The sequence below is a fragment of the Streptomyces sp. NPDC006235 genome (assembly GCF_040613735.1).
GTDB lineage: Bacteria > Actinomycetota > Actinomycetes > Streptomycetales > Streptomycetaceae > Streptomyces.
Map to the genome: position 1 here is coordinate 154,364 of NZ_JBEXSR010000003.1, position 23,802 is coordinate 178,165.

A 23,802-nucleotide genomic window follows, 5' to 3' on the forward strand; every position below is an offset into this window, starting at 1 on the left:
TGGCGGCCGTCAGAGCCTGGGCGGCGGCCGTCAGCGCCTGAGCCGGGCGCTGGTGTACCGGGTCGGTTCCGCCCCGGCCGGGTCCTCCGGCCAGGGATGCTTCGGATAGCGCCCGCGCAGCTCCGCCCGCACGCCCTTGTAGCCCTCCTTCCAGAACGATGCGAGGTCGGCCGTGACGGCGGCCGGACGCCCGGCCGGGGACAGCAGATGCACGAGCAACGGCACCCCGGCGACCCGTGGCGACTCCTGGAGCCCGAACATCTCCTGCAACTTCACCGCCAGTACGGGCTGCTCGGGCCGGGAGTAGTCGATGCGGATCCTCGACCCGCTCGGCACCGTGATCCGCTCCGGGGCGAGCTCCTCGATCCGCCCGGCCTCTCCGGAGGCCCAGGGCAGCAGCCGCGCAAGCGCCTCCCCGGCGTCGATCCGCCCCAGATCGGCCCGCCGCCGGGCCCGGCTCAGCTCCGGCTCCAGCCACTCCTCCACGCGCGCGTGGAGCGCGTCGTCGGACACGTCGGGCCACGGTTCACCGAGATGCAGCCGCAAGAACGCCAGCCGCTGCCGCAGGACACCGGCCTCCGGCGACCACCGCAGCACCCCGAACCCCTCCCGCCGCAGCCCGTCGAGCAGCGCACCGCGTACCAGTCCCGGATCGGCGTCCTTCAGCGGCCGCACCGCCACCTCCACGGCCCCCAGCCTCTCCACCCGCCGCGCCACGACCTCCCCGCCGTCCCACCCGACCTCGTCCCGTTCCTCCAGCAACGCCCCGGCCGCGAGCCGGGCGGTCTCCTCGTCGACGACAGCCCCGAGCTGCACGCGCGCGTGCCCCTTGCCGACGGGCCGGTCGGCCATGGCGACAGCGATCCAGGGGGAACCGCGCAGCGCGCTCCCGTCGCCGGCCTCGGCACGGGTTCCGGACGCCATGAGATACGACCCACCGTCGGCCTTGGCGACACGCTCGGGAAAGGCGAGAGCGGCGACGAGCCCGACCTGGTGTTCCTCCGAGGAGTTCGCCCACGCGTCGACCTGTGCCCCTTGACGCGAGATTCGGGTGGGCGGGTGGGAAACCCCCGAAACGACGGCCCGCAGCCGCCGAACCTCGCTCCGCCACCGCGAGGCATAGGCATCACCCCCACGCCGAGCACGACGCAACGCACCCGCGAGATCATCGCCGTACTCCCGCGGAGCCTCCTCGCTCAACAGGGCGACGACTTCCGAGGCGCGCTCGGCCCCCACGAAGGGAAGGGAATCCACCAAGGCCCGTCCCAGCCGCGGATGAAGCCCCAGCCGAGCCAGCGCAGCGCCCCGCTCCGTGGCCCGCCCGACGGAGTCGACGGCCCCCACCGCCGCCAGAACATCCCGCGCCGCCGCCATCGCCCCGCCCGGCGGCGGATCCAGCAACGCCAGCCCGGAGGCGTCCGGATCCCCCCAGCAGGCCACCTGAAGCGCGAACGCCGTCAGGTCGGCCACCTTGATCTCCGGTGAGGGAAAACGCGGCAGACGCACGTCCTCGGCCTCCGCCCAGCACCGGTACACGGCCCCGGGCGCCTCACGCCCGGCCCGCCCCGCCCGCTGCCGCCCGGCCGCCTGCGACGCCCGTACCGTCGCCAGCGCGCTCAGCCCGCGCGCGTGGTCGACGCGTGGTTCCCGCGCCAGCCCGGAGTCGACGACCACGCGCACACCGGGAACCGTCAGCGACGACTCCGCCACCGACGTGGCCAGCACCACCCGGCGCCGCCGACCGCCGGCCAGCACGGCGTCCTGGACGGCCGCGGGCGCCCGCCCGTGCACCTGGAGCACCTCCACGTCCCCGAGCGCCCCGAGCTGCCCGGCGACCCGGGCGATCTCGCCCACGCCCGGCAGGAAACACAGCACGTCCCCGTCCCGCTCGGCCAGTGCCCGCCGCACCACCGACGCCACATGCGTCAGCAGCGCCGGATCCACCCGCATCCCGTGCGGCGGCCGTACGGGCCGCACGGGCGGCGCCCACACGACCTCCACCGGATAGGCCGTCCCGCGGGCCTCGACCACCGGAGCGCCGCCCAGCAGTTCGGCCCACCCCTGCGCGTCGGTCGTCGCCGAGGCGGCCACCAGCCGCAGTTCCGGACGGAGCGTCTGCCGTACGTCCCACAGGAAGGCCGCCGCCGTGTCCGCGTCCAGATGCCGCTCGTGGCACTCGTCGAGCACCACCACGTCCGTACCGGCCAGCTCCTGGTCCCGCTGCACCCGCTGCACCAGCACACCGGTCGTGACGACCTCCACGCGCGTGTGCCGCCCGACGAAGCGTTCCCCGCGCACGGTGTAGCCGACGCTCTCGCCGACCTTCTCGCCCAGCAGCCACGCCATCCGCCGCGCCGCCGCCCGGGCCGCGATCCGCCGCGGCTCGGCGACGATCACCCGCCGCCGGGGCCCCTTCTCGAGCAGCCCCGCCAGGGCCAGCGGCACCAAGGTCGTCTTCCCGGTGCCGGGCGGCGCCACGAGCACTGCGGTGCCGTGCCCCTCCAGGGCGTCGTCCAGATCGGGCAGGGCACCGCGTACGGGCAGGGCGTCCAGAGCGTCGTAACGGATCACGCACTCAGTCTCGTACGGCGCGGAGGGTGTCTGTCACGCGCGCGTGCCTCAGTCCCGTTCGCACACGAAGATCGCCGTCCCCGGGATCAAATTCCCGCGCAGCGGCGACCAGCCGCCCCACTCGGAGGTGTTCCAGGCCGGCCACTGCGGCTCCACCAGGTCCACCAGCCGGAAGCCCGAGGCCACCACGTCCCGGACGCGGTCGCCGAGCGTGCGGTGGTGCTCGACGTAGACCGCGCGGCCCTCCTCGTCCTGCTCGACGTAGGGCGTGCGGTCGAAGTACGACCCCGACACCGACAGCCCCTCCGGTCCCGGCTCGTCCGGGAAGGCCCAGCGAATCGGGTGCGTCACCGAGAAGACCAGACGGCCCCCGGGCCGAAGCACCCGGCGTACCTCCCGCAGCACCAGGCGCGGATCGGCGACGAAGGGCAGCGCCCCGTACGCCGAGCAGGCCAGGTCGAACGAGCCGTCCGCGAAGGGCAGCGCGCCGGCGTCGGCGCACACCAGGGGAAACGGTCCGCCGATGCGCAGCGCGTGCTGCAGCTGCCGGTGCGAGATGTCCAGGGCCACAGGGCGGGCTCCCTGGCCGGCCAGCCAGCGCGAGCACTGCGCCGCGCCCGCGCCGATCTCCAGGACGTCCTTGCCCTTCAGCTCCTCCGGCGGGCCGAGCAGCTCGGCCTCCACCTCGTCCAGACCCTCGGGGCCCCACACGAAGCGGTCGTCGCCGAGGAAGGTGCCGTGCTCGGTCTGGTACTCGTCCGCGTTGCGGTCCCACCAGCCCCGGTTGGCCCGGGAGCTCTCGGTGACATCTGCGTCACGCCGGGTCGCCTCCGGTTCGGACGCTTCGGGCTCTTGGATGATCGGCTCCCTCGTCGTACTCTTCCGTCCAGCCGGTCCCGGAGGTGTCCCGAAGGGGGCGTCACACGCCCTGCGTGGCCTCGGACGACACGACTTGTGCCGGGTATGCGGTGTTCCGCCCCGGGTGGGCGGCTTCGCGCATTGACCCTGCCCGGCTGCCCCCGTATGCTACAAGTTGCGCTGCGGGCCTGCGCACCTCAGACGTAGCAGGCTGCGCTCGCATCTGTATGTATGTCCCCTCGGTTGTCGAGGCGCCACCGATTTTGTGTGGCGCTTCCTTGGCTGTCCGGCTTCTGCAGAGCGAAACGGGCTCCCGGCGTAGCAGTACCTACGACTTCAATGTCCGTACCGGAGCCCTTTCCCACATGACGAGCAGCACCGAGACCACCGCCACCACCCCGCAGGTAGCGGTCAACGACATCGGTAACGAGGAAGCCTTCCTCGCCGCGATCGACGAGACGATCAAGTACTTCAACGACGGCGACATCGTCGACGGCGTCATCGTGAAGGTCGACCGGGACGAGGTCCTGCTCGACATCGGTTACAAGACCGAAGGTGTGATCCCGAGCCGCGAGCTCTCGATCAAGCACGACGTCGACCCCAACGAGGTCGTCGCCGTCGGTGACGAGATCGAGGCCCTTGTTCTCCAGAAGGAGGACAAGGAAGGCCGCCTGATCCTCTCGAAGAAGCGCGCCCAGTACGAGCGTGCCTGGGGCACCATCGAGAAGATCAAGGAAGAGGACGGGATCGTCACCGGTACCGTCATCGAGGTCGTCAAGGGTGGTCTCATCCTCGACATCGGCCTCCGTGGCTTCCTCCCGGCCTCCCTGGTCGAGATGCGCCGCGTCCGCGACCTCCAGCCCTACGTGGGCAAGGAGCTCGAGGCGAAGATCATCGAGCTCGACAAGAACCGCAACAACGTGGTCCTGTCCCGCCGTGCCTGGCTGGAGCAGACCCAGTCCGAGGTCCGCCAGACGTTCCTCACGACCCTCCAGAAGGGTCAGGTCCGTTCCGGCGTCGTCTCCTCGATCGTCAACTTCGGTGCCTTCGTGGACCTGGGTGGCGTCGACGGCCTGGTTCACGTCTCCGAGCTGTCCTGGAAGCACATCGACCACCCCTCCGAGGTCGTCGAGGTCGGCCAGGAGGTCACGGTCGAGGTCCTCGACGTCGACATGGACCGCGAGCGCGTCTCCCTGTCGCTGAAGGCGACCCAGGAAGACCCGTGGCAGCAGTTCGCCCGCACCCACCAGATCGGCCAGGTCGTGCCCGGCAAGGTCACGAAGCTGGTTCCGTTCGGTGCGTTCGTCCGCGTGGACGAGGGCATCGAGGGTCTGGTCCACATCTCCGAGCTGGCCGAGCGCCACGTGGAGATCCCGGAGCAGGTCGTCCAGGTCAACGACGAGATCTTCGTCAAGGTCATCGACATCGACCTCGAGCGCCGTCGCATCAGCCTCTCGCTGAAGCAGGCCAACGAGGCCTTCGGTGCCGACCCGTCGACGGTCGAGTTCGACCCGACCCTCTACGGCATGGCCGCGTCCTACGACGACCAGGGCAACTACATCTACCCCGAGGGCTTCGACCCCGAGACCAACGACTGGCTCGAGGGCTACGAGAAGCAGCGCGAGGAGTGGGAGCGCCAGTACGCCGAGGCGCAGCTGCGCTTCGAGCAGCACCAGGCGCAGGTCATCAAGTCCCGCGAGGCGGACGAGAAGGCCGCTGCCGAGGGTGGTGGCGAGGCCGCCGCTCCGGCCGCGTCCGGTGGTGGCGGTTCGTACTCCTCCGAGGGCCCGGACAACTCCGGCGCGCTGGCCTCGGACGAGGCGCTGGCCGCCCTGCGAGAGAAGCTGGCGGGTGGGCAGAGCTGAACGCCCACTGAGCTGTAGCTCCTGACTGAGGGCCCGTACCTTTCGAGGTGCGGGCCCTCAGCGTGTGCAAGGGCTGTCGTTCGGCTGCGGGCCTGCGGGGGGCTTGTCGCGCAGTTCCCCGCGCCCCTCGATGGCGTTGTCCCAGCTGCCAAGATCAATGTTCTCGTTCTCCTGGGAATGCCCATGCCCGCAACGGCGTTGTGGTGTATGAACACGAGGAGGAGCGGTCACTGTGCTTGATCCGCAGAGCTTGTACGCATGGGAGCCGAAGGGGCTGGCCGTCGTCGACATGGCGCTGGCCCAGGAGTCGGCCGGTCTTGTCATGCTCTACCACTTCGACGGATACATCGACGCGGGCGAGACGGGCGACCAGATCGTCGACCGGCTGCTCGACTCGCTGCCCCACCAAGTCGTCGCCCGCTTCGACCACGACCGGCTCGTGGACTACCGCGCGCGCCGCCCGCTGCTGACGTTCAAGCGCGACCGCTGGAGCGACTACGAGGACCCCGCCATCGAGGTGCGGCTGGTCCAGGACGCCACGGGAGCGCCGTTCCTGCTGCTGTCCGGCCCCGAGCCGGACGTGGAGTGGGAGCGTTTCGCCGCGGCCGTGAAGCAGATCGTGGAGCGGCTCGGCGTCCGCCTGTCGGTGAACTTCCACGGCATCCCGATGGGCGTCCCGCACACGCGGCCCGTCGGCCTGACCCCGCACGGCAACCGCACCGACCTCGTCCCGGGCCACCGCAGCCCGTTCGAGGAGGCGCAGGTGCCCGGCAGCGCGGAGTCCCTCGTCGAGTACCGCCTGCTCCAGGCGGGGCACGACGTCCTGGGCGTCGCCGCCCACGTCCCGCACTACATCGCCCGCTCCCCGTACCCGGACGCGGCCCTGACGGTCCTGGAGGCCATCACGGCGGCGACCGGTCTGGTGCTGCCCGGCATCGCCCACGCGCTTCGCTCGGACGCCCACCGCACCCAGACGGAGATCGACCGGCAGATCCGCGAGGGCGACGAGGACCTCACCGCGCTCGTCGAGGGCCTTGAGCACCAGTACGACGCGGTCGCGGGCGCCGAGACCCGGGGCAACATGCTCGCCGAGCCGGCGGACATCCCGTCGGCGGACGAGATCGGCCGGGAGTTCGAGAAGTTCCTGGCGGAGAGAGAAGGCGACAGCTGACTGCCGTGCCCCGACAGGGGCGCGGGAGGGGCGCGGGGAACGGCGCGACCAGCCCCCACCGGCCCGCACCCTCGACACGGCATCCCAGGCGGAGCGTCTAGGCTCGGCTCATGCTGAAGGTGGGTCTGACCGGCGGAATCGGCGCCGGCAAGAGTGAGGTGTCACGGCTGCTCGTCGAGCGCGGTGCCGTGCTGATCGACGCGGACCGCATCGCGCGGGAGGTCGTCGCACCGGGGGCGCCGGGGCTCGCCGCGGTCGTGGAGGCCTTCGGCGAGGAGGTGCTCGCGGCCGACGGCAGTCTGGACCGGCCCAGGCTCGGCTCCATCGTCTTCGCCGACGCGGCGAAGCTCGCCACGCTCAACGCGATCGTGCACCCCCTCGTGGGCGCCCGCTCCCGCGAGCTCGAAGAAGCCGCCGCCGACGACGCGGTCGTCGTCCACGACGTCCCGCTCCTCACGGAGAACGGCCTGGCACCGCTGTACGACGTCGTGATCGTCGTCGAGGCGAGCCCCGAAACCCAGCTCGACCGGCTCGTCCGGCTCCGCGGCATGACCGAGGAGGACGCACGCGCGCGGATGGCCGCCCAGGCGACCCCCGAGCAGCGCCGGGAGATCGCCGACATCGTCATCGACAACGACGTCCCGCTGGCGGACCTGGAGCGCCGCGTGAAGGACGTGTGGGCCGAGCTGGAGCGCAGGTCGCAGGCGTCCCGGCCGCCCTCGCAGGAATAGCGGCACCGCCCCGGGGCGTTGAACCCTCACAGTGAGGGAAGGACTCTGCCGTGCCCGAGACCAGCGGTTCGACCGGACGTACACCGGAGACGCATGTCATCGACTTCCGCGCCGCCGAGCAACTGCTCGCCGCGCGGGACCCGCGGGGCGCGGTGAAGCTGCTCGACCGAGTCATCGCCGCGCACCCGGAGAACACCGCCGCGCGGCTGCTGCGCGCCCGTGCCTTCTTCGCCGCGGCGCAGCTGCGGCCGGCGGAGCTGGAGTTCTCGATCGTGCTGGAGCGCGAGCCGGACAACGCGTTCGCGCACTTCGCGCTCGCCCGCACATATGAGCGACAGAACCGCCCCGACCAGGCCAAGCGCCACTTCCGGCTGGCCGCCGCGCTGGACCCGAACCCGCGGTTCCTGAAGGCGGCGCGCTTCGACGCGTGAGCGGCCGCCCCCGTCCGCCTCAGGGGTGGTCCGTCTGCCTCAGGGATGATCTTCCGGTGGACGGTAGGGCGGGATGTCGGCGCCCGGCTGGTAGTGCGGGCCCTGGCGGATGTGCCTGAGGACGATGACGAGGTCGACCGTGACGACCAGCAGGAGCGCGCCACAGGCGATGGCCCAGCCGGTCCGCCCGGCCAGCGTGAACGCGACCGTCCCGAAGAGCGCCCAGACCAGCCCCCACAGGCTCAGCCAGAAGCGCGCCCGCAGGGCACTGCGCGCCGTCCTCGGTTCACTGCCTGTACGCATCACGATCTCCACTCCTGTTTGCAACGTACTCCTCACCGCGGATGCCCACCAACAGGGGGAGCAGGGGCCGACGCGCGACGTCGTTCACTCGGGCGGGTGAACGCGGACGGGACGGGAACGGGCGTGCGGGTGTGGCCCGTTGGGCGGGCATGGAGCTGAAAATGCGTGAGGGGTACGCAGGGACGGGACCCGGGGCCATCACTCCGGACGGCTGCGCGGTGGAGTTCTATTCACGACTCCCCGTCGGGGACGAACCGGAGATCATCGCGGCGGCGGTGCCGGCGGGCGCGCGCATCCTGGAGCTGGGCAGCGGTGTCGGGCGCATGACCCATGCGCTGCTGGAGCGCGGATTCGAGGTCACGGCGGTGGACGAGTCCGCCGACATGCTGGAGCGGGTGCGCGGGGCGCGGACGATATGCAGCCCGATCGAGGACCTGGACCTGGGCGAGACGTTCGACGTGGTGCTGCTCGCGTCGTTCCTCGTGCACGCCGGGGACGCCGAGGTGCGGCGGGGCCTGCTGCGCACGTGCGTGCGACATGTCGCGGAGGGCGGTTTCGTGCTGATCCAGCGGGAGGGCGAGGACTACCACGCGAACGTGCCGCGCGAGCGGGTGGACCCCAGCGGCTTCACCGTGCGGATCGTGTCGTCGGAGCCGGTCGGCGACGGGGTCAACTCGGTCCGCGCGGAGTACGAGTTCCCGGACGCGGTCTGGACCCAGACGTTCCGGGCACGACCACTGACGAGGCAGCAGTTCGAAGAGGCGCTGGAGGAGACGGGCCTGAGGGTGGACCGGTACCTGACGGAGGACCGGATCTGGGTGCGGACTGTGCCTGACGGTCAAGGCGAGCAGGGTGCGTGAGGCACCGGACGGCGCGGGGGAGTCCGGGAGGCTGACCGGCTACGACACGGTGTCGACATCCCTGGCGCTGTGCGGGGACGCCGAGTTGCGTGAGCTGGTGGACGCGGCCGTGCCGCTGGGGACGGGCATCGGTGGCAAGTCGGCCCGGACGGACGTGGCCGGCACGCCGGTCTTCGTGAAGCGGGTGCCCCTGACCGACCTGGAGCGGCGGCCGGAACACCTCCGGTCCACGGCCAACGTGTTCGGGCTCCCCACCTTCTGCCAGTACGGCGTCGGCGGGCCAGGGTTCGGGGCGTGGCGCGAGGTCGCCGTCCATACGATGACGACGAACTGGGTGCTCTCCGGGCAGTTCCAGGGATTTCCGCTGATGTACCACTGGCGCGTGCTGCCGGACGAGGCACCCACCCCGGCGGAGGAACTGGCCGATGTGGAACGGGCCGTGGCCTACTGGGGAGGGAGCGCGGAGGTACGGAGCCGTATCGAGGCACTGCGGGAGTCCTCGGCGAGCGTCGTGCTGTTCCTGGAGTATGTCCCCCGGACGCTGCACGCGTGGCTCACGGAGCAGGTACGAGCAGGCGGCGGGGCCCTCGACCGGGCGTGCTCGCTCGTGGAGAAGGAACTGCGGGCCGGTACGTCCTTCATGAACAGTCGGGAACTGCTCCACTTCGACGCCCACTTCGAGAACGTCCTGACCGACGGCCGGCGCCTGTACTTCGCCGACTACGGCCTCGCCCTGTCCAGCCGCTTCGACCTCTCACCCACCGAGACCGACTTCTACGAACGGCACGCCGGCTACGACCGCTGCTACACGGCCAGTTATCTCGTCAACTGGCTGGTCACCGCCCTGTATGGCGCGGACTGGGAGATACGTGGGCCACTGATACGGGCCTGGGCCGAAGGGCAGCAGCCCACCGGGGTGCCGCCCGGGACGGCGGAGATCCTCAGCCGCCATGCCCCGGTCGCGGCCGTGATGACGGACTTCTACCGCGCCATCCAGGAGGTGAGCAGGACGACGCCCTATCCAGCGGAACGACTCCGGCGGCTCTGCCCGTGACGGGCGAGGGCGGAGCGGGTCGGGTGACATTCGCCGGGCGGCGATGAGTTCGAGGGGGAGAGGCGGTCTACCCCTGCGACATCATCACGGACCGCTTCCCCAGGAGACCTCCATGTCCGAGACCAACCCTCCCGCCACCGCCATCCCCTCGGCCCCGGCCGGTGTCGTCGTCGCCGAGTCCGCGACCGCCCGCGGGCGGCGTGCCCGGATCGCCTTGCGTGGTCTCCAGGTGCTGCTCGCCCTCTTCTACGGGATCGCGAGCGCCGTGCCCAAGCTGATCGCGCACCCGTCGGCTGCCGAGTCGTTCGAGGAGCTCGGCTGGGGCGGCGCGGGGATGTACACCATCGGCGCGCTCGAACTGGCGGGAGCGGTCGCCCTGTTGATCCCGGTGCTCCAGTCGGTGGCGGCGATGGCGCTGGGCGCGCTGATGGTGGGCGCGTTCGTCGTCCAGATCACCGTCATGGACGGGCAGTACGCGGCGACGCCGGTCATCCTGATGGTGCCGCTCGCTCTCATCGCCTGGGCGCGGCGGGGGCACAACGCGGATCTGCTGCGCCTGCTGCGGCTCCGGGCGTGACCGTGCCGAGTGCGCTGCTCACGGCCTCGGTTTGCCGGAGCCTCCGCGGGGACCGGGACCAGGACCGCGGCCGAAGCCGCCGGCGGGGCCAGGGCCGGCTACAGGGCCCGGACCGGGGCCGGCCAGGCCGCGCAGGCGTTCCATTTCGCGGCGGTCCCGCTTCGTCGGGCGGCCCGCGCCGCGGTCGCGGATGCCGGCCGGGGCGACGGCCTCGCGGGGCGGGGGCGGCGGGGAGTTGTCGATGTAGCACTGGGCGGCCACCGGGGCGCCGACCCGCTTGCGGATGAGCCGTGTCACGACGACGACCCGCTCCCGGCCCTCGTGCCGTACGCGCACCTCGTCGCCGACGCGCACCGCGTGGGCGGGCTTCACCCGCTCGCCGTTGACGCGGACGTGTCCGCCCCGGCAGGCGGTGGCGCCCAGGGAACGGGTCTTGACGAGGCGTACGGCCCAGATCCAGCTGTCGACACGGACGGTCTGGCCACTCTGCGGCCCGGCGGCCTCGGCAGCGGCGATGGCAGCTGCGACCTTCGGGTCCACGGTCTTCGGGTCCACGGTCTTCAGGTCCGCGGCCTTCGGGTCCATGGTCTTCGGGTCCACGGCCTTCGCGTCGCCCGTCCCGTCGTACTCCGTGCCTTCAGAAGCCATGTCCCCGACCTTAGCCCTTCCCGTCATCCGATTTCGGGCCGTCCGGGCAGGTAACCAGCCTCCCGCCCGACTCTACAAAACAAGTTTTGCAAAAACTCTTTGTTGAATGCCGGGTGCCGGCCTACCCTCCCGGCATGGACAGCGACGAGCACAAGCGCGTACTGGACCCCGAGCACGACACGGACGCCCTGAAGGCCCTCACCCACCCCCTGCGCATCCGGCTGCTCGGACTGCTGCGTCAGGACGGGCCCGCCACGGCCAGTGAGCTCGCCGCGCGGACGGGGGAGTCGTCGGCGTCGACCAGTTACCACCTGCGGGTGCTGGCGAAGTACGCGTTCATCACCGAGGCCGAGCATCGTGACGGACGGGAGCGGCGCTGGCGGGCCCAGCACACCGTGACGTCCTGGAGCAACGAGGCGATGGAGTCCTCCGAAGCGGGCCGTGCCTTCGTCAGCCTGGCGAGGCGGCGGCAGCTGGAGCACCTGGAGATGTCCCTCGCCCGGCACGAGGCGGACATGGCCGCGGGGCGGTTTGGCCAGGAGTGGGTGGAGCCGTCGGGGATCAGCGACCGCATGCCCCGGCTGACGGCCGAGTCGCTCACCGAGCTCTGGGACGCCGTGGCTGGGAAGCTGGCGGAGCTGACGGCCCGGGACGCGGACGACCCCCGCGCCGAGAACGTCCTGTTCCTCACCGCCGGGCTGCCGCTCGCCCCGCACGATCGTGGGGACACCGACCGTGGGGACACGGGCCGCGAGGAGACGGGCCGTGAGGAGACGGGCCGCGAGGACGCCTCGTGACCGAGCTGACCCGGCTGCGGACCGTACGCCGCCGCTACGTCACCGTCTGCGCGCTCTTATGGCTGCCGTCGGGCCTCGGCTTGGCCTCGATGGTCCTGCTGTTCAGCGAGCGCGGCATGTCCCTGGCCGCGGTCGCGGGGCTCTTCGCCGTCCACTCGCTGACCGTGGCCGCGCTGGAGCTGCCCACGGGCGGGCTCTCCGACGTCCTCGGGCGCCGGCCGGTCCTGGCCACGGCCGGTGTCCTCAACATGGTGGCCTGCGTGCTGGTCGGCCTCGGCACCACCGTGTGGGTGCTCACCGCCGGCATGGTGCTCATGGGGACGGCCCGGGCCCTGGCCAGCGGTACCGCCGAGGCCTGGTACGTCGACACCGTCCAGGAGTGCTCCGGCCCGGACGCCGAGTTGCGCACGGGCCTGGCCCGCGGCGGCTCCGCGACGTCCGCCGCGCTCGCGGCCGGGTTGCTGCTCGGCGGTGCCCTGCCCTGGCTGCTCGACGCGGGGCCCGGTCTCGGTACCAGGCTGAGCGAGGCGACGGCCGGGGCGGTGCTGCCCTTGTCCGTCCCCATGCTGCTGGGATCCGTGGTCAGGGTCGTCCTCGTCTGCTACGTGCTGGCCGTGCTGCGGGAACCGCCGCGACCGCCGGCCACCCTGCGTGCGGTGCTGCGCGGCGTCCCGGTCACCGTCTTCGACGGGCTGCGGCTGGGCGGCCGGGACGCGCTGGTCCGCCGGGTCCTGCTCACCGCCGCGGCCGTCGGCGGCGCCCTGGCCGGCATCGAACTGCTCATCCCGGGCCGCACCGTCGAGCTGACCGGATCACCCGGCTCCGGAGCGATGGCGTACGCCGTGCTCGCCTGCGCGGGCTTCGTCTGCAACGGTGCCGGCAGCCACCTCGCGCCGCTCGCCGCGCGGATCGCGGGCAGTGGCGAGCGGGCCGTGCTGGTCTGTCTCGTGACGGGCGCGGGCGGCATGCTGCTGCTCGGTGTCACCGCGACCACCAGGCACCCGGTCGCCACGGCCCTCGCGGTCGTCGGCTTCTGTCTGCTCTACCTCGGCGTCGGCGCCGCGTCCCCGAACCAGAACGACCTGCTGCACCGCCGCGTCACCAGCGCCGGCCGCGCCACCGCCCTGTCCGTCCAGTCCCTCGCCCTGCAACTGGTCGGCGCGCTCGCCGGCCTCGTCGTCGGCGCGTTGCGGCCGGGCCCGCTGCCATGGTTGCTGACCGGCGCGGTGCTGTTGTCCGGGGCCCTGCTCTGGCTACGCCGCGTCGAGACCCGGTCCGCGCCGGACACGCCCCTCACCCAGGGCTCGCGTGCCGGCATGTCCTGAGCCTTCCGCCTCCGGTGAGGGGCGGCCCCACCGCCGCCTACGGTGGAGTCATGGACGCCAGCGGTCTCCCTCTCCTCGACCAGCGCATCACGGACTGCCGGGCCTGCCCGCGGCTGGTCTCCTGGCGTGAGGAGGTGGCCCGGACGAAGCGAGCCGCCTACGCGGACTGGACGTACTGGGGGCGGCCGGTGCCCGGGTTCGGCCCGGCGGACGCCCGGCTGCTGATCGTCGGGCTCGCCCCTGCCGCGCACGGCGGCAACCGCACCGGCCGGATGTTCACCGGCGACCGCTCGGGAGACGTCCTGTACGAGGCGCTGTACGACGTCGGCCTCGCCTCCCGGCCCACCGCCGAGCACGCCCACGACGGCCTGGAGCTGTACGGCGTACGCGTCACCTCGCCCGTGCACTGCGCCCCGCCCGCGAACAAGCCCACCCCCGAGGAACGGGACACCTGCCGCCCCTGGCTCGTGCAGGAGCTGCGGCTGCTGCGCCCGACGCTGCGGGCCGTGGTCGTGCTCGGCGCCTTCGGCTGGCAGGCCGCGCTCCCCGCGTTCGCGGAGGCGGGCTGGTCCGTGCCCCGGCCCCGGCCGGCCTTCGGCCATGGGGCCCGGTTCCCCCTGGAAGGCCTCGAACTCTTCGGCTGCTTCCACGTCAGCCAGCGCAACACCTTCACCGGCCGACTCACCCCGGCGATGCTGCGCGACGTCCTGCGGACGGCCGCGCGGGCGGCGGAACTGCCCACCGAAAGCGGCTAAGGAGCCTTCTCCCCGAAAGTCTTCTCCCCGGCAGTCTTCTCTCCGAAAGCCTCCTCCACGGAAGCCTCCTCCCCGAACAGATGCCGCACCGTGGAGCGGTAGTTGGTGCGTACGTGGGTGAGCGCGTGCGCGCGGGCCCGGTCCGGGTCGCCCGAGGCGATCGCCTCGTACAGTTCGCGGTGCTCCACGAGGAGCTGCGGCCACTCCTCGTTGCGCCGGGTCATCCAGCGCAGCCGGCCGGCGACCGGTTCCAGGGCCTCGGTCAGCAGGCTGTTGCCGGCCATCGCCACGATGCGGTCGTGCAGGCGGCTGTTGAGGTCCGTGATCAGCTCGGCGTCACCGGCCTCGGTGGCGGCGGCCGCGCGGTCGAGGAGCTCCTGGACCTCGGCCAGGTCCTGCGGCGTCGCGCGGGACGCGGCGAGTCCGGCGGCGTAGACCTCCAGGGCCTCACGCAGTTCGAACAGTTCCTTGACGTCGTTCTGGGTGAGACGGCGTACCACCGTGCGCCGGGGCGTCTCGAAGTGGACGAAGCCCTCGGCGACGAGCGCCCGGATCGCCTCCCGGACCGGGACGCGCGAGACGCCGAAGCGCTCCGCCAGCTCGCGTTCGACCAGGCGGTCACCGGGACGCAGGCTGCCCGCGATGATCTCCTGCCGCAGGTCGGCCGTGACGCGTTCGCGCACCGCTCCGAGGGGTTCGATCTTCGTCATGGAGCCCATCCTCGCCGACGCGGAGTCTCTTTTACGGAGCGTTAACAAGAGCGACATCGGTCAGAACGGTTGACGAGGAGACCATGTGCGCAGTTTGGTATACCAAACCCTCGCAGAGCAGTCCTCCTTCGTCCCCTTGCTCATGGAGGCCCCGTGTCCCTCGCCGACCGTGCCGCAACCACCGGCACCCCAGCGTTCGCCCCCGATCCCCGGCTCACCAACGAAGACCTCGCGCCCGCGAAGAAGCGCAACTGGAAGGTCTTCGACCTCTTCGCCATGTGGATGTCCGACGTCCACAACCTCGGCAACTACACCTTCGCCGCCGGACTGCTCTTCCTCGGGATGAACGTCTGGCAGATCTTCACGTCCCTGCTCGTCGGCTTCGTCATCATCTACATCGGCATGAACTGGATGGGGAAGATCGGGCAGCGCCACGGCGTCCCCTTCCCGGTCGTCAGCCGGATCGCCTTCGGCGTCTGGGGCGCCAACATCCCGGCGCTGATCAGGGCCGTGATCGCCATCATGTGGTACGGGATCCAGACCTATCTGGCCTCCGTCGCCGTCAACGTGATGCTGCTCGCGGCCTGGCCGGGCCTGGAGTCGTGGACGCACAACTCGTTCCTCGGGCTGGACGCGCTCGGCTGGGTCTCCTTCATCGCGCTGTGGCTGGTCCAGGCGGCGATCATCAGCCGCGGCATGGAATCGGTCCGCAAGTTCCAGGACTTCTGCGGTCCGGCCATCTGGCTCGTGATGATCGCGCTGGCCGTGTGGATCCTCGCCAAGGCCGGCTGGACGATCTCGCTCACCTCCACCCCGCACCCGGTGTCCGTCGGCGAGCAGTGGCGCCAGTGGTTCGGCGCGATCGGCCTGGTCCTCGCCACGTACGGCACGCTGATGCTCAACTTCTGCGACTTCTCCCGCTTCTCGCCCGACTACAAGTCGGTCAGGCGCGGCAACTTCTGGGGCCTGCCCGTCAACTCCACGGCCTTCGTGATCGTGTCGGTCATCGTCACGGCGGGCGCGTTCGAGGTGTTCGGCAAGGAGATCACCGACCCGGCCTACCTCGTCGCCGAGATCGGCAACACCTGGGTGCTGGTGCTGGGCGCGCTGACCTTCGCCATCGCCACCATGGGCGTCAACATCGTCGCCAACTTCGTCTCGCCGGCGTACGACCTGGCCAACGTCTGGCCGCAGAAGATCACCTTCAAGGTCGGCGGCATGATCAGCACGGTCGCGGCCCTGCTCGTCACGCCCTGGAACCTCTTCTCCAACCCGACCGTCGTGAACTACTTCCTCGGCGGCCTCGGCGCCTTCCTCGGCCCGCTGTTCGGCGTGATCATGGTCGACTACTACTGGGTCAAGCGCGGCCGGGTGAACGTCGACGAACTGTTCGACGCCACGCCCGGCTCCCGCTACCACTACCGCAAGGGCTTCAACCCGAAGGCGCTGTGGGCGTTCCTGCCGGCGGCCGGTGTCGCGGCGGTCCTCGCGCTGGTGAAGACCTTCAGTGATGTCGCCCCGTACTCCTGGTTCATCGGCACGGCCCTCGCGGCCGGCCTGTACGCGGCCCTGTGCCGCCCCGAGCGCGCCACCGCGGAGGTCTGAGAGACGTGCGGATCGTCGTCACCAACTGCAACACCACGCAGGAGATGACCGAGGAAATCGTACGAGGTGCCCGGGCCGCGGCAGGCCCGGGCACCGCCGTGACCGGGCTGACCCCCGCCTGGGGGCCGGAGTCCGCGGAGGGCTGGCTCGACAGCTACTTGTCCGCCGCGGCCGTCATGGACACGCTGCGCACGTACGACGGACCGCCCTACGACGCCGTCGTCCTGGCCGGCTTCGGGGAGCACGGGCGCGAGGGCGTCCGGGAACTGGTGGACGTACCGGTCGTCGACATCACCGAGGCGGCCGCGCATCTGGCGTGTCTGCTGGGCCGCCGCTACGGCGTCGTCACCACGCTGGAGAGGTCCGTCGGCCAGATCGAGGACAGCCTGGAGACGGCGGGCGTGGCCCGGAACTGCGCCGCGATCGTCGGCACGGGCCTGAACGTGCTCGACCTCGGCGACGACGAGCGCACCGAGACGGCGTTCCTGGCCGCAGCGGAGCGGGCGTGCGCGGCCGGGGCCGAGGTACTGGTGCTGGGCTGCGCCGGGATGACGGGGTTGCAGCGGCTGGTCGGCGAGAAGCTGGGCCTGCCGGTCGTCGACGGGGTCGCCGCCGCGGTCAAACTGGCGGAATCGCTGGTGGCGCTGGGGCTGTCGACGAGCCGCGCGGGGAGCTACGCCGAGCCGCTGACGAAACGGAGGGTGTGGGGGCGGCCCGGACAGCATTAGGCCGAGCCGGACCAGGCCGTGCCGGGCCATGCCGCGTTATGCCGGGCCGTCGTCGAGTGTGACGTCGTCGCGATGAGCCCCGTAGAACGCCACCTGGCGGGCCATGACCTCCCGCATCGACGTGCCGCGCGGGATGCCGTAGACGGTGCCGGGGAAGTCCAGCGCCTCCTGCACCTGCCACAGTTCGTCGTGCTCGCCGGGGGCGAAGAGACGGGCCCGGGGCGCTCCCGCCGCGATCCAGCCGATGGGCAGGACGGTGCCGGGCGGCAGCACGGAGTTGACGTGCAGCACGCTGTGGATCCGCAGTTCGGACCCGGCGCTCGCGACGGCGCCAGGGAAGACGCAGGCGCCGGTGGCCACGAAGACCTCGTCCTCCAGCGTCGCCCCGTTGACATGGGCGTGCGGGCCGACGAGCACGGCGTCACCGATCACCGCGGGGTGCCGGGCCCGTCCCCGCACCAGGGCGTTCTCCATGACGACGACGTCCGAGCCCACCCGCACCTCCCCGTCCTCGGCGGTGAGCACGGCCCCGTGCAGCACCCGGCTGCGCTCACCGAGGACGACGGCCCCGCACAGGACGGCCGTCGGGGCGACGTACGCGGACTCCGGGACGACGGGGCGCCGCCCGCGGTGCTCGATCAACATGGCGTTCTCCTCAGGCCTCAGGCCGGCGGCTCGCCGGGCACGACCGCTGTCGCCGTAATCTCCACCAGCTGTCCCGTGTACCCGAGGCACGCCACGCCGATGAGCGTCGACGAGTGCGGCCCGGTACTGAGCCCGGACGCCTCGACGACCTCCCAGACGGACGACAGCACGGCCGGCTCACCGCTCACGACGTACACGTCGGTCGCCACGACGTGCGCGAGGTCGCTGCCGACGGCGCGCAGTTGCTCGCGCAGGTTGGCGATCACCTGCTCGGCCTGCCGCACGGGATCCCCGGGGCCGACGAGCTCGCCGTCGGCGTCCAGCGGCACGGACCCGGCGAGGAACGCCAGCCGCGTGCCGGCCTCCACGACGGAGGCGTGGGAGTAGGTGGGCGGCGGAAACAGGCTCGGGACAGTGACTCGCTGGATCACGGGGGTCTCCGATCTTCCGGTGGCGGATCTACCGGTGGCGGTCGAGGGCAACCCACCGATCATGCGAGATTCCGCCACGCGGCTGCACCCGTATTTCGGTTGCGCCCTCACCCGAGCGCTCCCCTACGCTTCCCGGGCATCACCCGCCGGCCCAGGAGCGACGCCCGTGCCCACCCGCCCGGACCAGACCTTCCTCGACACCACCGCCGACCGCCTCGCCGCCCTCCCCGCCGTCGAGGCCGTCACCCTCGGCGGCTCCCGCGCCCAGGGCACCGAACGCCCGGACAGCGACTGGGACCTGGCGATCTACTACCGGGGCGCCTTCGATCCCCAGGACCTCCGGGCCGTCGGCTGGGAGGGCGAGGTCTCCGAGCTGGGTGCCTGGGGCGGCGGCGTCTTCAACGGCGGTGCCTGGCTGACCGTCGACGGCCGGCGCGTGGACGTGCACTACCGCGATCTCGACGTCGTCGCACACGAGGTGGCGGAAGCGGAAGAGGGCCGCTTCCGGGTCGAGCCGCTGATGTTCCACCTGGCGGGCATCCCGACCTACCTGCTCGTCGCCGAACTCGCCATCAACAAGGTGCTGCGCGGCGAACTGCCGCGCCCCTCGGCCTACCCGCCGGCCCTGCGCGAGACCGCCCCGGCCCACTGGCACGGCATGGCCACGGCCACCCTCGCTTACGCGAAGGCGGGCCACGCGCCCAAGGGTGCGGTCACCCAGGTCGCGGGCGCGATCGCCCTCGCGGCGACCCAGACGGCGCACGCGGTGCTGGCGGCACGGGGGGAGTGGGTGACCAACGAGAAAGGCCTCCTCGCGAGGGCGGGTCTGCGGGACGTGGACGCGCTGCTGGGCAGCACCCTCACCGGCGCTCCGGACGAGCTCGTGAAGAGGATCACCGACGTGGAGACGCTCCTGAGCCGGGCCGTGGAGGCGGCGCGGAGCTGACCGGAGTCGTACGGCCGTCGCCGCTTGCCTTCCTGCCGCTTGCCTTCCTGCCGATTGCGTTCATAAAGAACCCGGCTTTCCCGGACTCCGTCACGTTCCGGAAACCTTCCCTCCAGGAACCCCGCCTACTGTGGGCACCCATACCCCCGCCCCGGCCACCGTCGCCCGAAGGCCCACCCCTGCCCTCGACGAGTCGACAGGAGCCCCGTGTCCCGGTCCCGCCGTGCCTACCTCGCGTTGCCGCCCTGGCTCGCGCACGCCCTGCGCGCCCAGCGGGGGCCGGTGCCCTGGAGCGCGGTGACCCGGGGGGCCCTGTCGGCGGGGCCGCTGCTGCTGGTGTCCGTGCAGGTCGGGCGTACCTCGCTCGGGGTCGTCGCCGCCATCGCCGCCATGCTCGCCGGGATCAACGACCGGCCCGGGAGCCGGCGGGCCTCGGTCAAGCGGATCGGGGTGCCGGCACTGGGCGGCGCCCTGGGGCTGGTGGCCGGGACGTACGCCGGGCAGCAGACCGGCGCGGTCGTGCTGACGGTGATCCTCACGTTCGTCGGACTCGTCGCCGGGAGCATCAGCGCGATCGGGCCGGTCGCCTCGGCCGTGGGGACGCAGTTGCTCGTCGCCTCGGCGATCGGGGCCGGGATGCCCCTGCCGGAGGAGGGGTGGGAGCGTGCGCTCGCCTATGTCGCGGGCGCCGGGTGGCTGGTCGTGCTCCGGCTCGTGCTGCCCACGCCCGGCTCCCTCGCCGGGGACTTCCGGTTCGACGGGGAGCGGAAGGCCGTCGCCGCCGTGTACGACGCCGTCGCCGAGCTGCTCGACGCCGTCGGCGGGCCCGAGGCCATGCGCCGCCGGGCCGCGCTCACCGCCGCCCTCGACCACGCGCAGGACGCCCTCGCCGGGCCCCGGCTGCGGCGGTACGCCTCCTCCTCCGCCGAGCGGCGGCTGCACGCGCAGTACGCCGCAGCCCTGCCCCTCGCCGAGGCCGCCACCGCGCTGGCGTGGGCCGGAGAGGCCGTCGCCGAGCGGGCCTCCGAGGGACCCCGGCGGCTCGCCGCCGCCGTACGCGGCAACAGCCACACCGGGCCGCTGCCCGCACCCTCCCGCTCGGCACCCGCACTGCGCGCCCTCGACGACGCCCTCCTGCACGCCGCCGAGGTGTTCGACCAGGGCAGGGGCGGCGATCTGCACACCCGGCCCCGCACGCCCAGGGACCGGCTGCGCGCCGCCTTCGGCAGCGCCGGACGCGAATACGGGCTGCGGGTCGCCCTCTGCTTCGGAGCCAGTTCGGCCGTCGCCCAGGCCCTGCACCAGGGCCAGTGGTACGGGCAGCACGAGCACTGGTACTGGCTGCCGGCCACCGCCGTCTTCCTCGTCAAGCCCGACCTGGGGCCGCTCGCCTCGCGGGTGCTGAACCGGGCTGCCGGGACCGTGCTCGGCGCCGTCGTCTTCGCCGGATTCGCCGCCGTCCTGCCCCGGCCCGAAGGGCTCATCGCGCTCGTCGCCCTCAGCGGAGCGCTCATCCCCGTCGCCACCCGGCACTTCGCCGCCCAGACCGCCGTCGTCACCGTCCTCGTCCTCGCCCTGGTCATGGTCGGCGGCGAGCCGCAGGCCTCCATGGGGCGGATCGGCGAGACGCTGCTGGCCTGCGCGATCGTGCTGATCACCGGGCACCTGCCGATGCCCGGACAGCGGGGCGGGGGAGTGCGCGCCCGGCTCGCCGCGGCGAGCGACGCCGCGTACGCCTACCTCACCCACGTCCTCGACGAGGCCGACACCCCGCGCGTCGGGCCACCCGGCACGCCCTCCGAGCGCCCGGGCACGCCCTCTGCGCGCTCCAGCACTTCCTCCGAGCGCCCCAGGACGCCCTCCGAGCGCCCCAGGACGCCCTCCGAGCGCTCCCGCACTCCCGCCGAGCGCCCCAGCACGCCCTCCGAGCCATCCCGGACTTCCGCCGAGCGCTCCCGCACGCGCCCCGAGCGCTCCGGCACCTCCTCCGAGCGCCCCTTCACGCCCTCCGCCCGCCGCGCCGCCCCCTCCGAGCACCGCGCCACCCGCTGGACCCTGCGCCGCGAGGCCTACCGCACGCTCGCTGAGGCCCGGACGGCCATCTCCCTGTCCGCGCACGAACTGCCCGCCCTCGCCCGGCACACCGAGGGCGCGGACGAGGTGGCCGACCTCCTCGAACGCCTCGTCGACACCACCACCGCCTGCGCCGTCCACCTCGACGACACCGGACGGATCGGTCCCGAGCACACCGAGCGCCTCACCGCCCTCCTCGGTGAACTCGCCGGACCAGGAGACCGGTTGGGCCTGCGGCTGCCCGGGACGCGCCGCGCCGGATGACCCCTCGGCCGACCCGTGCGACCCTCCACCGGCCCTCCACCGGCGCCTCACCCCCGGCCCTTCAACCGACCCGTATCCACACCGGCGCGTGGTCCGACCCGGGCACGCCCCGCCGGTCCGAGGGGTCGGGGCCGACCGACGGCAGACCGGGCGGGCCGTCGCCGGGCAGACCCGTGCCCGCCGCCGTCACCCGGTGCACCAGGCGGTGGCTGACCAGCACATGGTCGATCAGTTCACGCCGCCCGGAATTGACGCGGGAGTAGCGCTGCCCGGGCGGGATGAGCGGGGCCGTGTCCCACAGCCGGGTCGCGTCGCCCCGGTCGGCCTGCTCGTAGCCCGGCGTGCCGATCTCGGAGCCGGGCGGGCCGAGCAGGATCTGGGTGGTAGCGGCCTGCACCTCGTCGTTGAGGTCGCCCAGTACGGCCACGTCCCTGTCCTGCCCCTCGCCGTCCAGGAGCTCGTCCGCGAGGGCGCGCAGGGCCGTCGCCTCGGCGGCCCGCCGGTACAGGGCGTAGGCGCCGTAGCGGGCCCGTTCCCCCTCGTCGCGCGGCTGGAAGCGGCCGTTCGGGTACGACAGCAGCTTCGACTTCAGATGGCAGACGGCCACCCGCAGCGGCCCGCCCTCGACCTCCTCGGCCTCCTCCAGCTCCACGGCAAGGAAGCCCCGCCCCGCCCGCGTCACCGTCACCCCGGAGTCGTCCACCTGCACGGGCCGCAGTTCCCCCGGGAAGGCCGTCGTGTCGGCCAGCACCGTCATGGCCGTACGGCTCAGGAACCCGACCCGTATGCCCCGGCTGTCCGGATGCCCGGACAGGGCGAGATGCCAGTCGTCGTCGAGCATCCCGGCGAGGTCCTCCAGGGCCTCGGGGTCCCCGACCTCCTGCACGCCGAGCAGCGTCGGGTCGAGTTCCGTGATCACGGCGGCGAGCGCGGCGAGTTTGGCCTGGTACGCGGCCTCGTCCTGCGGGCCGTACGGGCCGCCGGGCCGATAGAGGTTCTCCAGGTTCCAGGTGCCGAGGAGCATGCCGGGCTCCTTTCAGAAGCCGACAGGTCGTACGTTGGCGCGATGACGCCTTCCGCCGCGGGCAGTCCCGCCGACCTCATCATCAGCGCATGTACCGTCCTCGTGCACGACGATCAAGAGCGCATCGGGTTCGAGGAGGACGCCGCGATCGTCGTACGGAACGGCGTCGTCGAGGCTGTGACGACCACCGCCGCGGTCGCGGACCTGCCCGCCGCCCAGCGCCTCGAAGCCCGGGGCCAGGTCGCCCTGCCCGGTCTGATCAACTGTCACACGCACGCGCCGATGGTCGCCCTGCGCGGTCTCGCCGAGGACCTGCCGACACAGGAGTGGTTCAACGACGTCATCTGGCCCGTGGAATCCAACCTCGCCGGCAAAGACGTCGAGTTGGGGGCGCGGCTCGCCTGCGCCGAGATGATCCGCGCCGGCGCCACCTGCTTCGCCGACCACTACTTCGCCATGGACGCGGTGGCGGACGTGGTCGCGGACTGCGGCATGCGGGCGCTGCTGGGGGAGGCCTACTTCTCCTCCCAGGGCCCCGAAGGCCGGGAGCGGTCACTGGAGTTCGCGCTCCGGCACCGCGGCTCCGCAGACGGCCGTATCACCACCGCCCTCGCCCCGCACTCCCCTTACACGGTCGACGACACCGACCTCGCCGCCACCGCCCGGCTCGCCGGCGAACACGGCCTGCCCGTGCACCTCCACGCCGCCGAGAACCGCGACCAGACCGAGACCAGCCTCGCCCGCCACGGCGTCACGCCGATCGGGGTCCTGGAACGCACCGGCATCCTCGGCACGGACGTGCTCCTGGCCCACGGCACCGGCATCGTCGACCGCGACCTGCCCGTCCTGGAACGGGCGGCGGGCCGTACGGCCGTCGCCACCGCGCCCCGCGGCTACCTCAAGTTCGCCTGGCCCGACACCACACCGGTCCGCGCCCTGCGCGACATAGGCGTCGACGTCGGACTCGCCACCGACGGCGCCGCCTCCAACAACTCCCTCGACGTATGGGAGTCGATGGCCCTCACCTCCCTGGTCCAGAAGTCCGCCGAGGGCGACCCCCGCTGGCTGACCTCACGCCAGGCCCTGCACCACGCCACACTCCAGAGCGCGCGTGCCGTGGGGCTGGGGGACAGCGTCGGCAGCATCGCGCCGGGGCGGCGGGCGGACATCGTCCTGGTCGACCTCACCGGACCGCACACCCAGCCGGTCCACGACCTCGCCGCCACCCTCGTGCACAGCGCCCGCTCTTCCGACGTCCGCACCACGATCGTCGACGGACGGATCCTGATGCGCGACCGGACGCTCCTGACGATCGATGTCCCGGCGGTGGTACGGGAACTGGAGGAGCGCCTGCCCGCCCTCGTCGACCGCAGCCACGGCCGGCGCATCCAGGACTACGACACCTGACCTTCCGGAAGGCCCTCCGAGAT

General features: G+C 72.4%; 23 protein-coding genes. 15 read left to right on the plus strand and 8 right to left on the minus strand.

What is annotated here, in order from left to right:
* Nucleotides 1-30: 30 nt before the first annotated feature.
* Entirely contained in the window at nucleotides 31-2,571 is a 2,541-nt protein-coding gene (gene hrpB, locus ABZ192_RS04780; protein WP_356923096.1) for an ATP-dependent helicase HrpB, read from the minus strand.
* A gap of 48 nt (nucleotides 2,572-2,619) precedes the next feature.
* Nucleotides 2,620-3,429 (minus strand): class I SAM-dependent methyltransferase, encoded by an 810-nt coding sequence (locus tag ABZ192_RS04785; protein ID WP_356923320.1) that lies wholly within the window; start codon nucleotides 3,427-3,429, stop codon nucleotides 2,620-2,622.
* A gap of 365 nt (nucleotides 3,430-3,794) precedes the next feature.
* Between ABZ192_RS04785 and rpsA the strand changes: the two genes are divergently transcribed.
* From rpsA to ABZ192_RS04805, 4 genes are all read left to right on the plus strand, one after another.
* The gene (gene rpsA, locus ABZ192_RS04790) at nucleotides 3,795-5,294 is read left to right on the plus strand and encodes a 30S ribosomal protein S1 (protein ID WP_356923097.1); all 1,500 of its coding nucleotides are present in this window, start codon (nucleotides 3,795-3,797) and stop codon (nucleotides 5,292-5,294) included.
* Between the two features lie 232 nt (nucleotides 5,295-5,526).
* Entirely contained in the window at nucleotides 5,527-6,465 is a 939-nt protein-coding gene (locus ABZ192_RS04795) for a PAC2 family protein (RefSeq protein ID WP_356923098.1), read from the plus strand.
* Nucleotides 6,466-6,575: 110 nt separating this feature from the next.
* Nucleotides 6,576-7,196, plus strand: coding sequence for a dephospho-CoA kinase (gene coaE / locus ABZ192_RS04800; RefSeq protein WP_356923099.1), 621 nt, complete (start codon nucleotides 6,576-6,578; stop codon nucleotides 7,194-7,196).
* Nucleotides 7,197-7,246: 50 nt separating this feature from the next.
* On the plus strand, nucleotides 7,247-7,627 hold the full coding sequence (locus ABZ192_RS04805) for a tetratricopeptide repeat protein (protein WP_356923100.1): 381 nt from the start codon (nucleotides 7,247-7,249) through the stop codon (nucleotides 7,625-7,627).
* 39 nt (nucleotides 7,628-7,666) lie between these two features.
* On the opposite strand, the gene ABZ192_RS04810 is transcribed toward ABZ192_RS04805, so the two are convergent.
* Nucleotides 7,667-7,930, minus strand: a complete 264-nt coding sequence (locus ABZ192_RS04810; protein ID WP_356923101.1) for a DUF6343 family protein — start codon at nucleotides 7,928-7,930, stop codon at nucleotides 7,667-7,669.
* A gap of 161 nt (nucleotides 7,931-8,091) precedes the next feature.
* Between ABZ192_RS04810 and ABZ192_RS04815 the strand changes: the two genes are divergently transcribed.
* The 3 genes from ABZ192_RS04815 (at nucleotide 8,092) to ABZ192_RS04825 (ending at nucleotide 10,421) form a co-directional block, all read left to right on the plus strand.
* Nucleotides 8,092-8,790, plus strand: a complete 699-nt coding sequence (locus tag ABZ192_RS04815) for a class I SAM-dependent methyltransferase (protein ID WP_356923102.1) — start codon at nucleotides 8,092-8,094, stop codon at nucleotides 8,788-8,790.
* Entirely contained in the window at nucleotides 8,783-9,844 is a 1,062-nt protein-coding gene (locus ABZ192_RS04820; RefSeq protein WP_356923103.1) for a protein kinase family protein, read from the plus strand. The genes ABZ192_RS04815 and ABZ192_RS04820 overlap by 8 nt, the downstream gene beginning before the upstream one ends.
* A gap of 112 nt (nucleotides 9,845-9,956) precedes the next feature.
* Nucleotides 9,957-10,421, plus strand: a complete 465-nt coding sequence (locus ABZ192_RS04825; protein WP_356923104.1) for a DoxX family protein — start codon at nucleotides 9,957-9,959, stop codon at nucleotides 10,419-10,421.
* An 18-nt stretch (nucleotides 10,422-10,439) separates the two neighbouring features.
* Here ABZ192_RS04825 and ABZ192_RS04830 read toward each other — a convergent pair whose 3' ends face one another.
* Nucleotides 10,440-11,069 carry an RNA-binding S4 domain-containing protein gene (locus tag ABZ192_RS04830; RefSeq protein WP_356923105.1) on the minus strand — a complete coding sequence of 210 codons (630 nt, stop codon included), beginning with the start codon at nucleotides 11,067-11,069 and terminating at the stop codon, nucleotides 10,440-10,442.
* 134 nt (nucleotides 11,070-11,203) lie between these two features.
* Here ABZ192_RS04830 and ABZ192_RS04835 point away from each other — a divergent pair, with 134 nt between their 5' ends.
* The 3 genes from ABZ192_RS04835 to ABZ192_RS04845 are packed head-to-tail and all read left to right on the plus strand — an operon-like array spanning nucleotide 11,204 to nucleotide 13,946.
* Complete coding sequence (locus ABZ192_RS04835; RefSeq protein ID WP_356923106.1) at nucleotides 11,204-11,866, plus strand: winged helix-turn-helix domain-containing protein; 663 nt, start codon at nucleotides 11,204-11,206, stop codon at nucleotides 11,864-11,866.
* The gene (locus ABZ192_RS04840) at nucleotides 11,863-13,191 is read left to right on the plus strand and encodes an MFS transporter (RefSeq protein ID WP_356923107.1); all 1,329 of its coding nucleotides are present in this window, start codon (nucleotides 11,863-11,865) and stop codon (nucleotides 13,189-13,191) included. Before ABZ192_RS04835 ends, ABZ192_RS04840 begins: the two co-directional genes overlap by 4 nt.
* A 50-nt stretch (nucleotides 13,192-13,241) precedes the next feature.
* Complete coding sequence (locus ABZ192_RS04845) at nucleotides 13,242-13,946, plus strand: uracil-DNA glycosylase (protein ID WP_356923108.1); 705 nt, start codon at nucleotides 13,242-13,244, stop codon at nucleotides 13,944-13,946.
* Here the strand turns inward: ABZ192_RS04845 and ABZ192_RS04850 are convergent.
* Nucleotides 13,943-14,665 carry a GntR family transcriptional regulator gene (locus ABZ192_RS04850; RefSeq protein ID WP_356923109.1) on the minus strand — a complete coding sequence of 241 codons (723 nt, stop codon included), beginning with the start codon at nucleotides 14,663-14,665 and terminating at the stop codon, nucleotides 13,943-13,945. The genes ABZ192_RS04845 and ABZ192_RS04850 overlap by 4 nt on opposite strands.
* Before the next feature lie 144 nt (nucleotides 14,666-14,809).
* Here ABZ192_RS04850 and ABZ192_RS04855 point away from each other — a divergent pair, with 144 nt between their 5' ends.
* A complete protein-coding gene (locus ABZ192_RS04855; protein ID WP_356923110.1) occupies nucleotides 14,810-16,261 on the plus strand; it encodes an NCS1 family nucleobase:cation symporter-1 in 1,452 nt (483 codons plus the stop codon).
* A gap of 5 nt (nucleotides 16,262-16,266) precedes the next feature.
* Nucleotides 16,267-16,989, plus strand: a complete 723-nt coding sequence (locus ABZ192_RS04860; protein WP_356923111.1) for an aspartate/glutamate racemase family protein — start codon at nucleotides 16,267-16,269, stop codon at nucleotides 16,987-16,989.
* A gap of 36 nt (nucleotides 16,990-17,025) precedes the next feature.
* Here the strand turns inward: ABZ192_RS04860 and ABZ192_RS04865 are convergent, their stop codons facing one another.
* Both ABZ192_RS04865 and ABZ192_RS04870 read right to left on the minus strand, forming a co-directional pair.
* On the minus strand, nucleotides 17,026-17,634 hold the full coding sequence (locus tag ABZ192_RS04865; protein WP_356923112.1) for a gamma carbonic anhydrase family protein: 609 nt from the start codon (nucleotides 17,632-17,634) through the stop codon (nucleotides 17,026-17,028).
* A gap of 17 nt (nucleotides 17,635-17,651) precedes the next feature.
* Nucleotides 17,652-18,065: a RidA family protein gene (locus ABZ192_RS04870; protein WP_356923113.1), complete on the minus strand. Its 414-nt coding sequence runs from the start codon at nucleotides 18,063-18,065 to the stop codon at nucleotides 17,652-17,654.
* 166 nt (nucleotides 18,066-18,231) lie between these two features.
* On the opposite strand from ABZ192_RS04870, the gene ABZ192_RS04875 reads away from it, so the two are divergent.
* The gene (locus ABZ192_RS04875) at nucleotides 18,232-19,011 is read left to right on the plus strand and encodes a nucleotidyltransferase domain-containing protein (RefSeq protein ID WP_356923114.1); all 780 of its coding nucleotides are present in this window, start codon (nucleotides 18,232-18,234) and stop codon (nucleotides 19,009-19,011) included.
* Nucleotides 19,012-19,218: 207 nt separating this feature from the next.
* Nucleotides 19,219-21,348, plus strand: a complete 2,130-nt coding sequence (locus tag ABZ192_RS04880; RefSeq protein WP_356923115.1) for an FUSC family protein — start codon at nucleotides 19,219-19,221, stop codon at nucleotides 21,346-21,348.
* A gap of 61 nt (nucleotides 21,349-21,409) precedes the next feature.
* On the opposite strand, the gene ABZ192_RS04885 is transcribed toward ABZ192_RS04880, so the two are convergent.
* Nucleotides 21,410-22,372 carry an endonuclease/exonuclease/phosphatase family protein gene (locus tag ABZ192_RS04885; protein WP_356923116.1) on the minus strand — a complete coding sequence of 321 codons (963 nt, stop codon included), beginning with the start codon at nucleotides 22,370-22,372 and terminating at the stop codon, nucleotides 21,410-21,412.
* A 42-nt stretch (nucleotides 22,373-22,414) separates the two neighbouring features.
* Here ABZ192_RS04885 and ABZ192_RS04890 point away from each other — a divergent pair, with 42 nt between their 5' ends.
* On the plus strand, nucleotides 22,415-23,779 hold the full coding sequence (locus ABZ192_RS04890; RefSeq protein ID WP_356923117.1) for an amidohydrolase: 1,365 nt from the start codon (nucleotides 22,415-22,417) through the stop codon (nucleotides 23,777-23,779).
* Nucleotides 23,780-23,802 lie beyond the last annotated feature (23 nt).

What these genes read in the sequence shown, in the direction of transcription:
- ABZ192_RS04845 (WP_356923108.1), top strand. Translation starts at nt 13,242, where the DNA reads ATGGACGCCAGCGGTCTCCCTCTCCTCGACCAGCGCATCACGGACTGC.
- ABZ192_RS04850 (WP_356923109.1), bottom strand. Translation starts at nt 14,665, where the DNA reads ATGGGCTCCATGACGAAGATCGAACCCCTCGGAGCGGTGCGCGAACGC.
- ABZ192_RS04865 (WP_356923112.1), bottom strand. Translation starts at nt 17,634, where the DNA reads ATGTTGATCGAGCACCGCGGGCGGCGCCCCGTCGTCCCGGAGTCCGCG.
- ABZ192_RS04890 (WP_356923117.1), top strand. Translation starts at nt 22,415, where the DNA reads ATGACGCCTTCCGCCGCGGGCAGTCCCGCCGACCTCATCATCAGCGCA.
- ABZ192_RS04810 (WP_356923101.1), bottom strand. Translation starts at nt 7,930, where the DNA reads ATGCGTACAGGCAGTGAACCGAGGACGGCGCGCAGTGCCCTGCGGGCG.
- rpsA (WP_356923097.1), top strand. Translation starts at nt 3,795, where the DNA reads ATGACGAGCAGCACCGAGACCACCGCCACCACCCCGCAGGTAGCGGTC.
- coaE (WP_356923099.1), top strand. Translation starts at nt 6,576, where the DNA reads ATGCTGAAGGTGGGTCTGACCGGCGGAATCGGCGCCGGCAAGAGTGAG.
- ABZ192_RS04835 (WP_356923106.1), top strand. Translation starts at nt 11,204, where the DNA reads ATGGACAGCGACGAGCACAAGCGCGTACTGGACCCCGAGCACGACACG.
- ABZ192_RS04885 (WP_356923116.1), bottom strand. Translation starts at nt 22,372, where the DNA reads ATGCTCCTCGGCACCTGGAACCTGGAGAACCTCTATCGGCCCGGCGGC.
- ABZ192_RS04825 (WP_356923104.1), top strand. Translation starts at nt 9,957, where the DNA reads ATGTCCGAGACCAACCCTCCCGCCACCGCCATCCCCTCGGCCCCGGCC.
- ABZ192_RS04815 (WP_356923102.1), top strand. Translation starts at nt 8,092, where the DNA reads ATGCGTGAGGGGTACGCAGGGACGGGACCCGGGGCCATCACTCCGGAC.
- ABZ192_RS04830 (WP_356923105.1), bottom strand. Translation starts at nt 11,069, where the DNA reads ATGGCTTCTGAAGGCACGGAGTACGACGGGACGGGCGACGCGAAGGCC.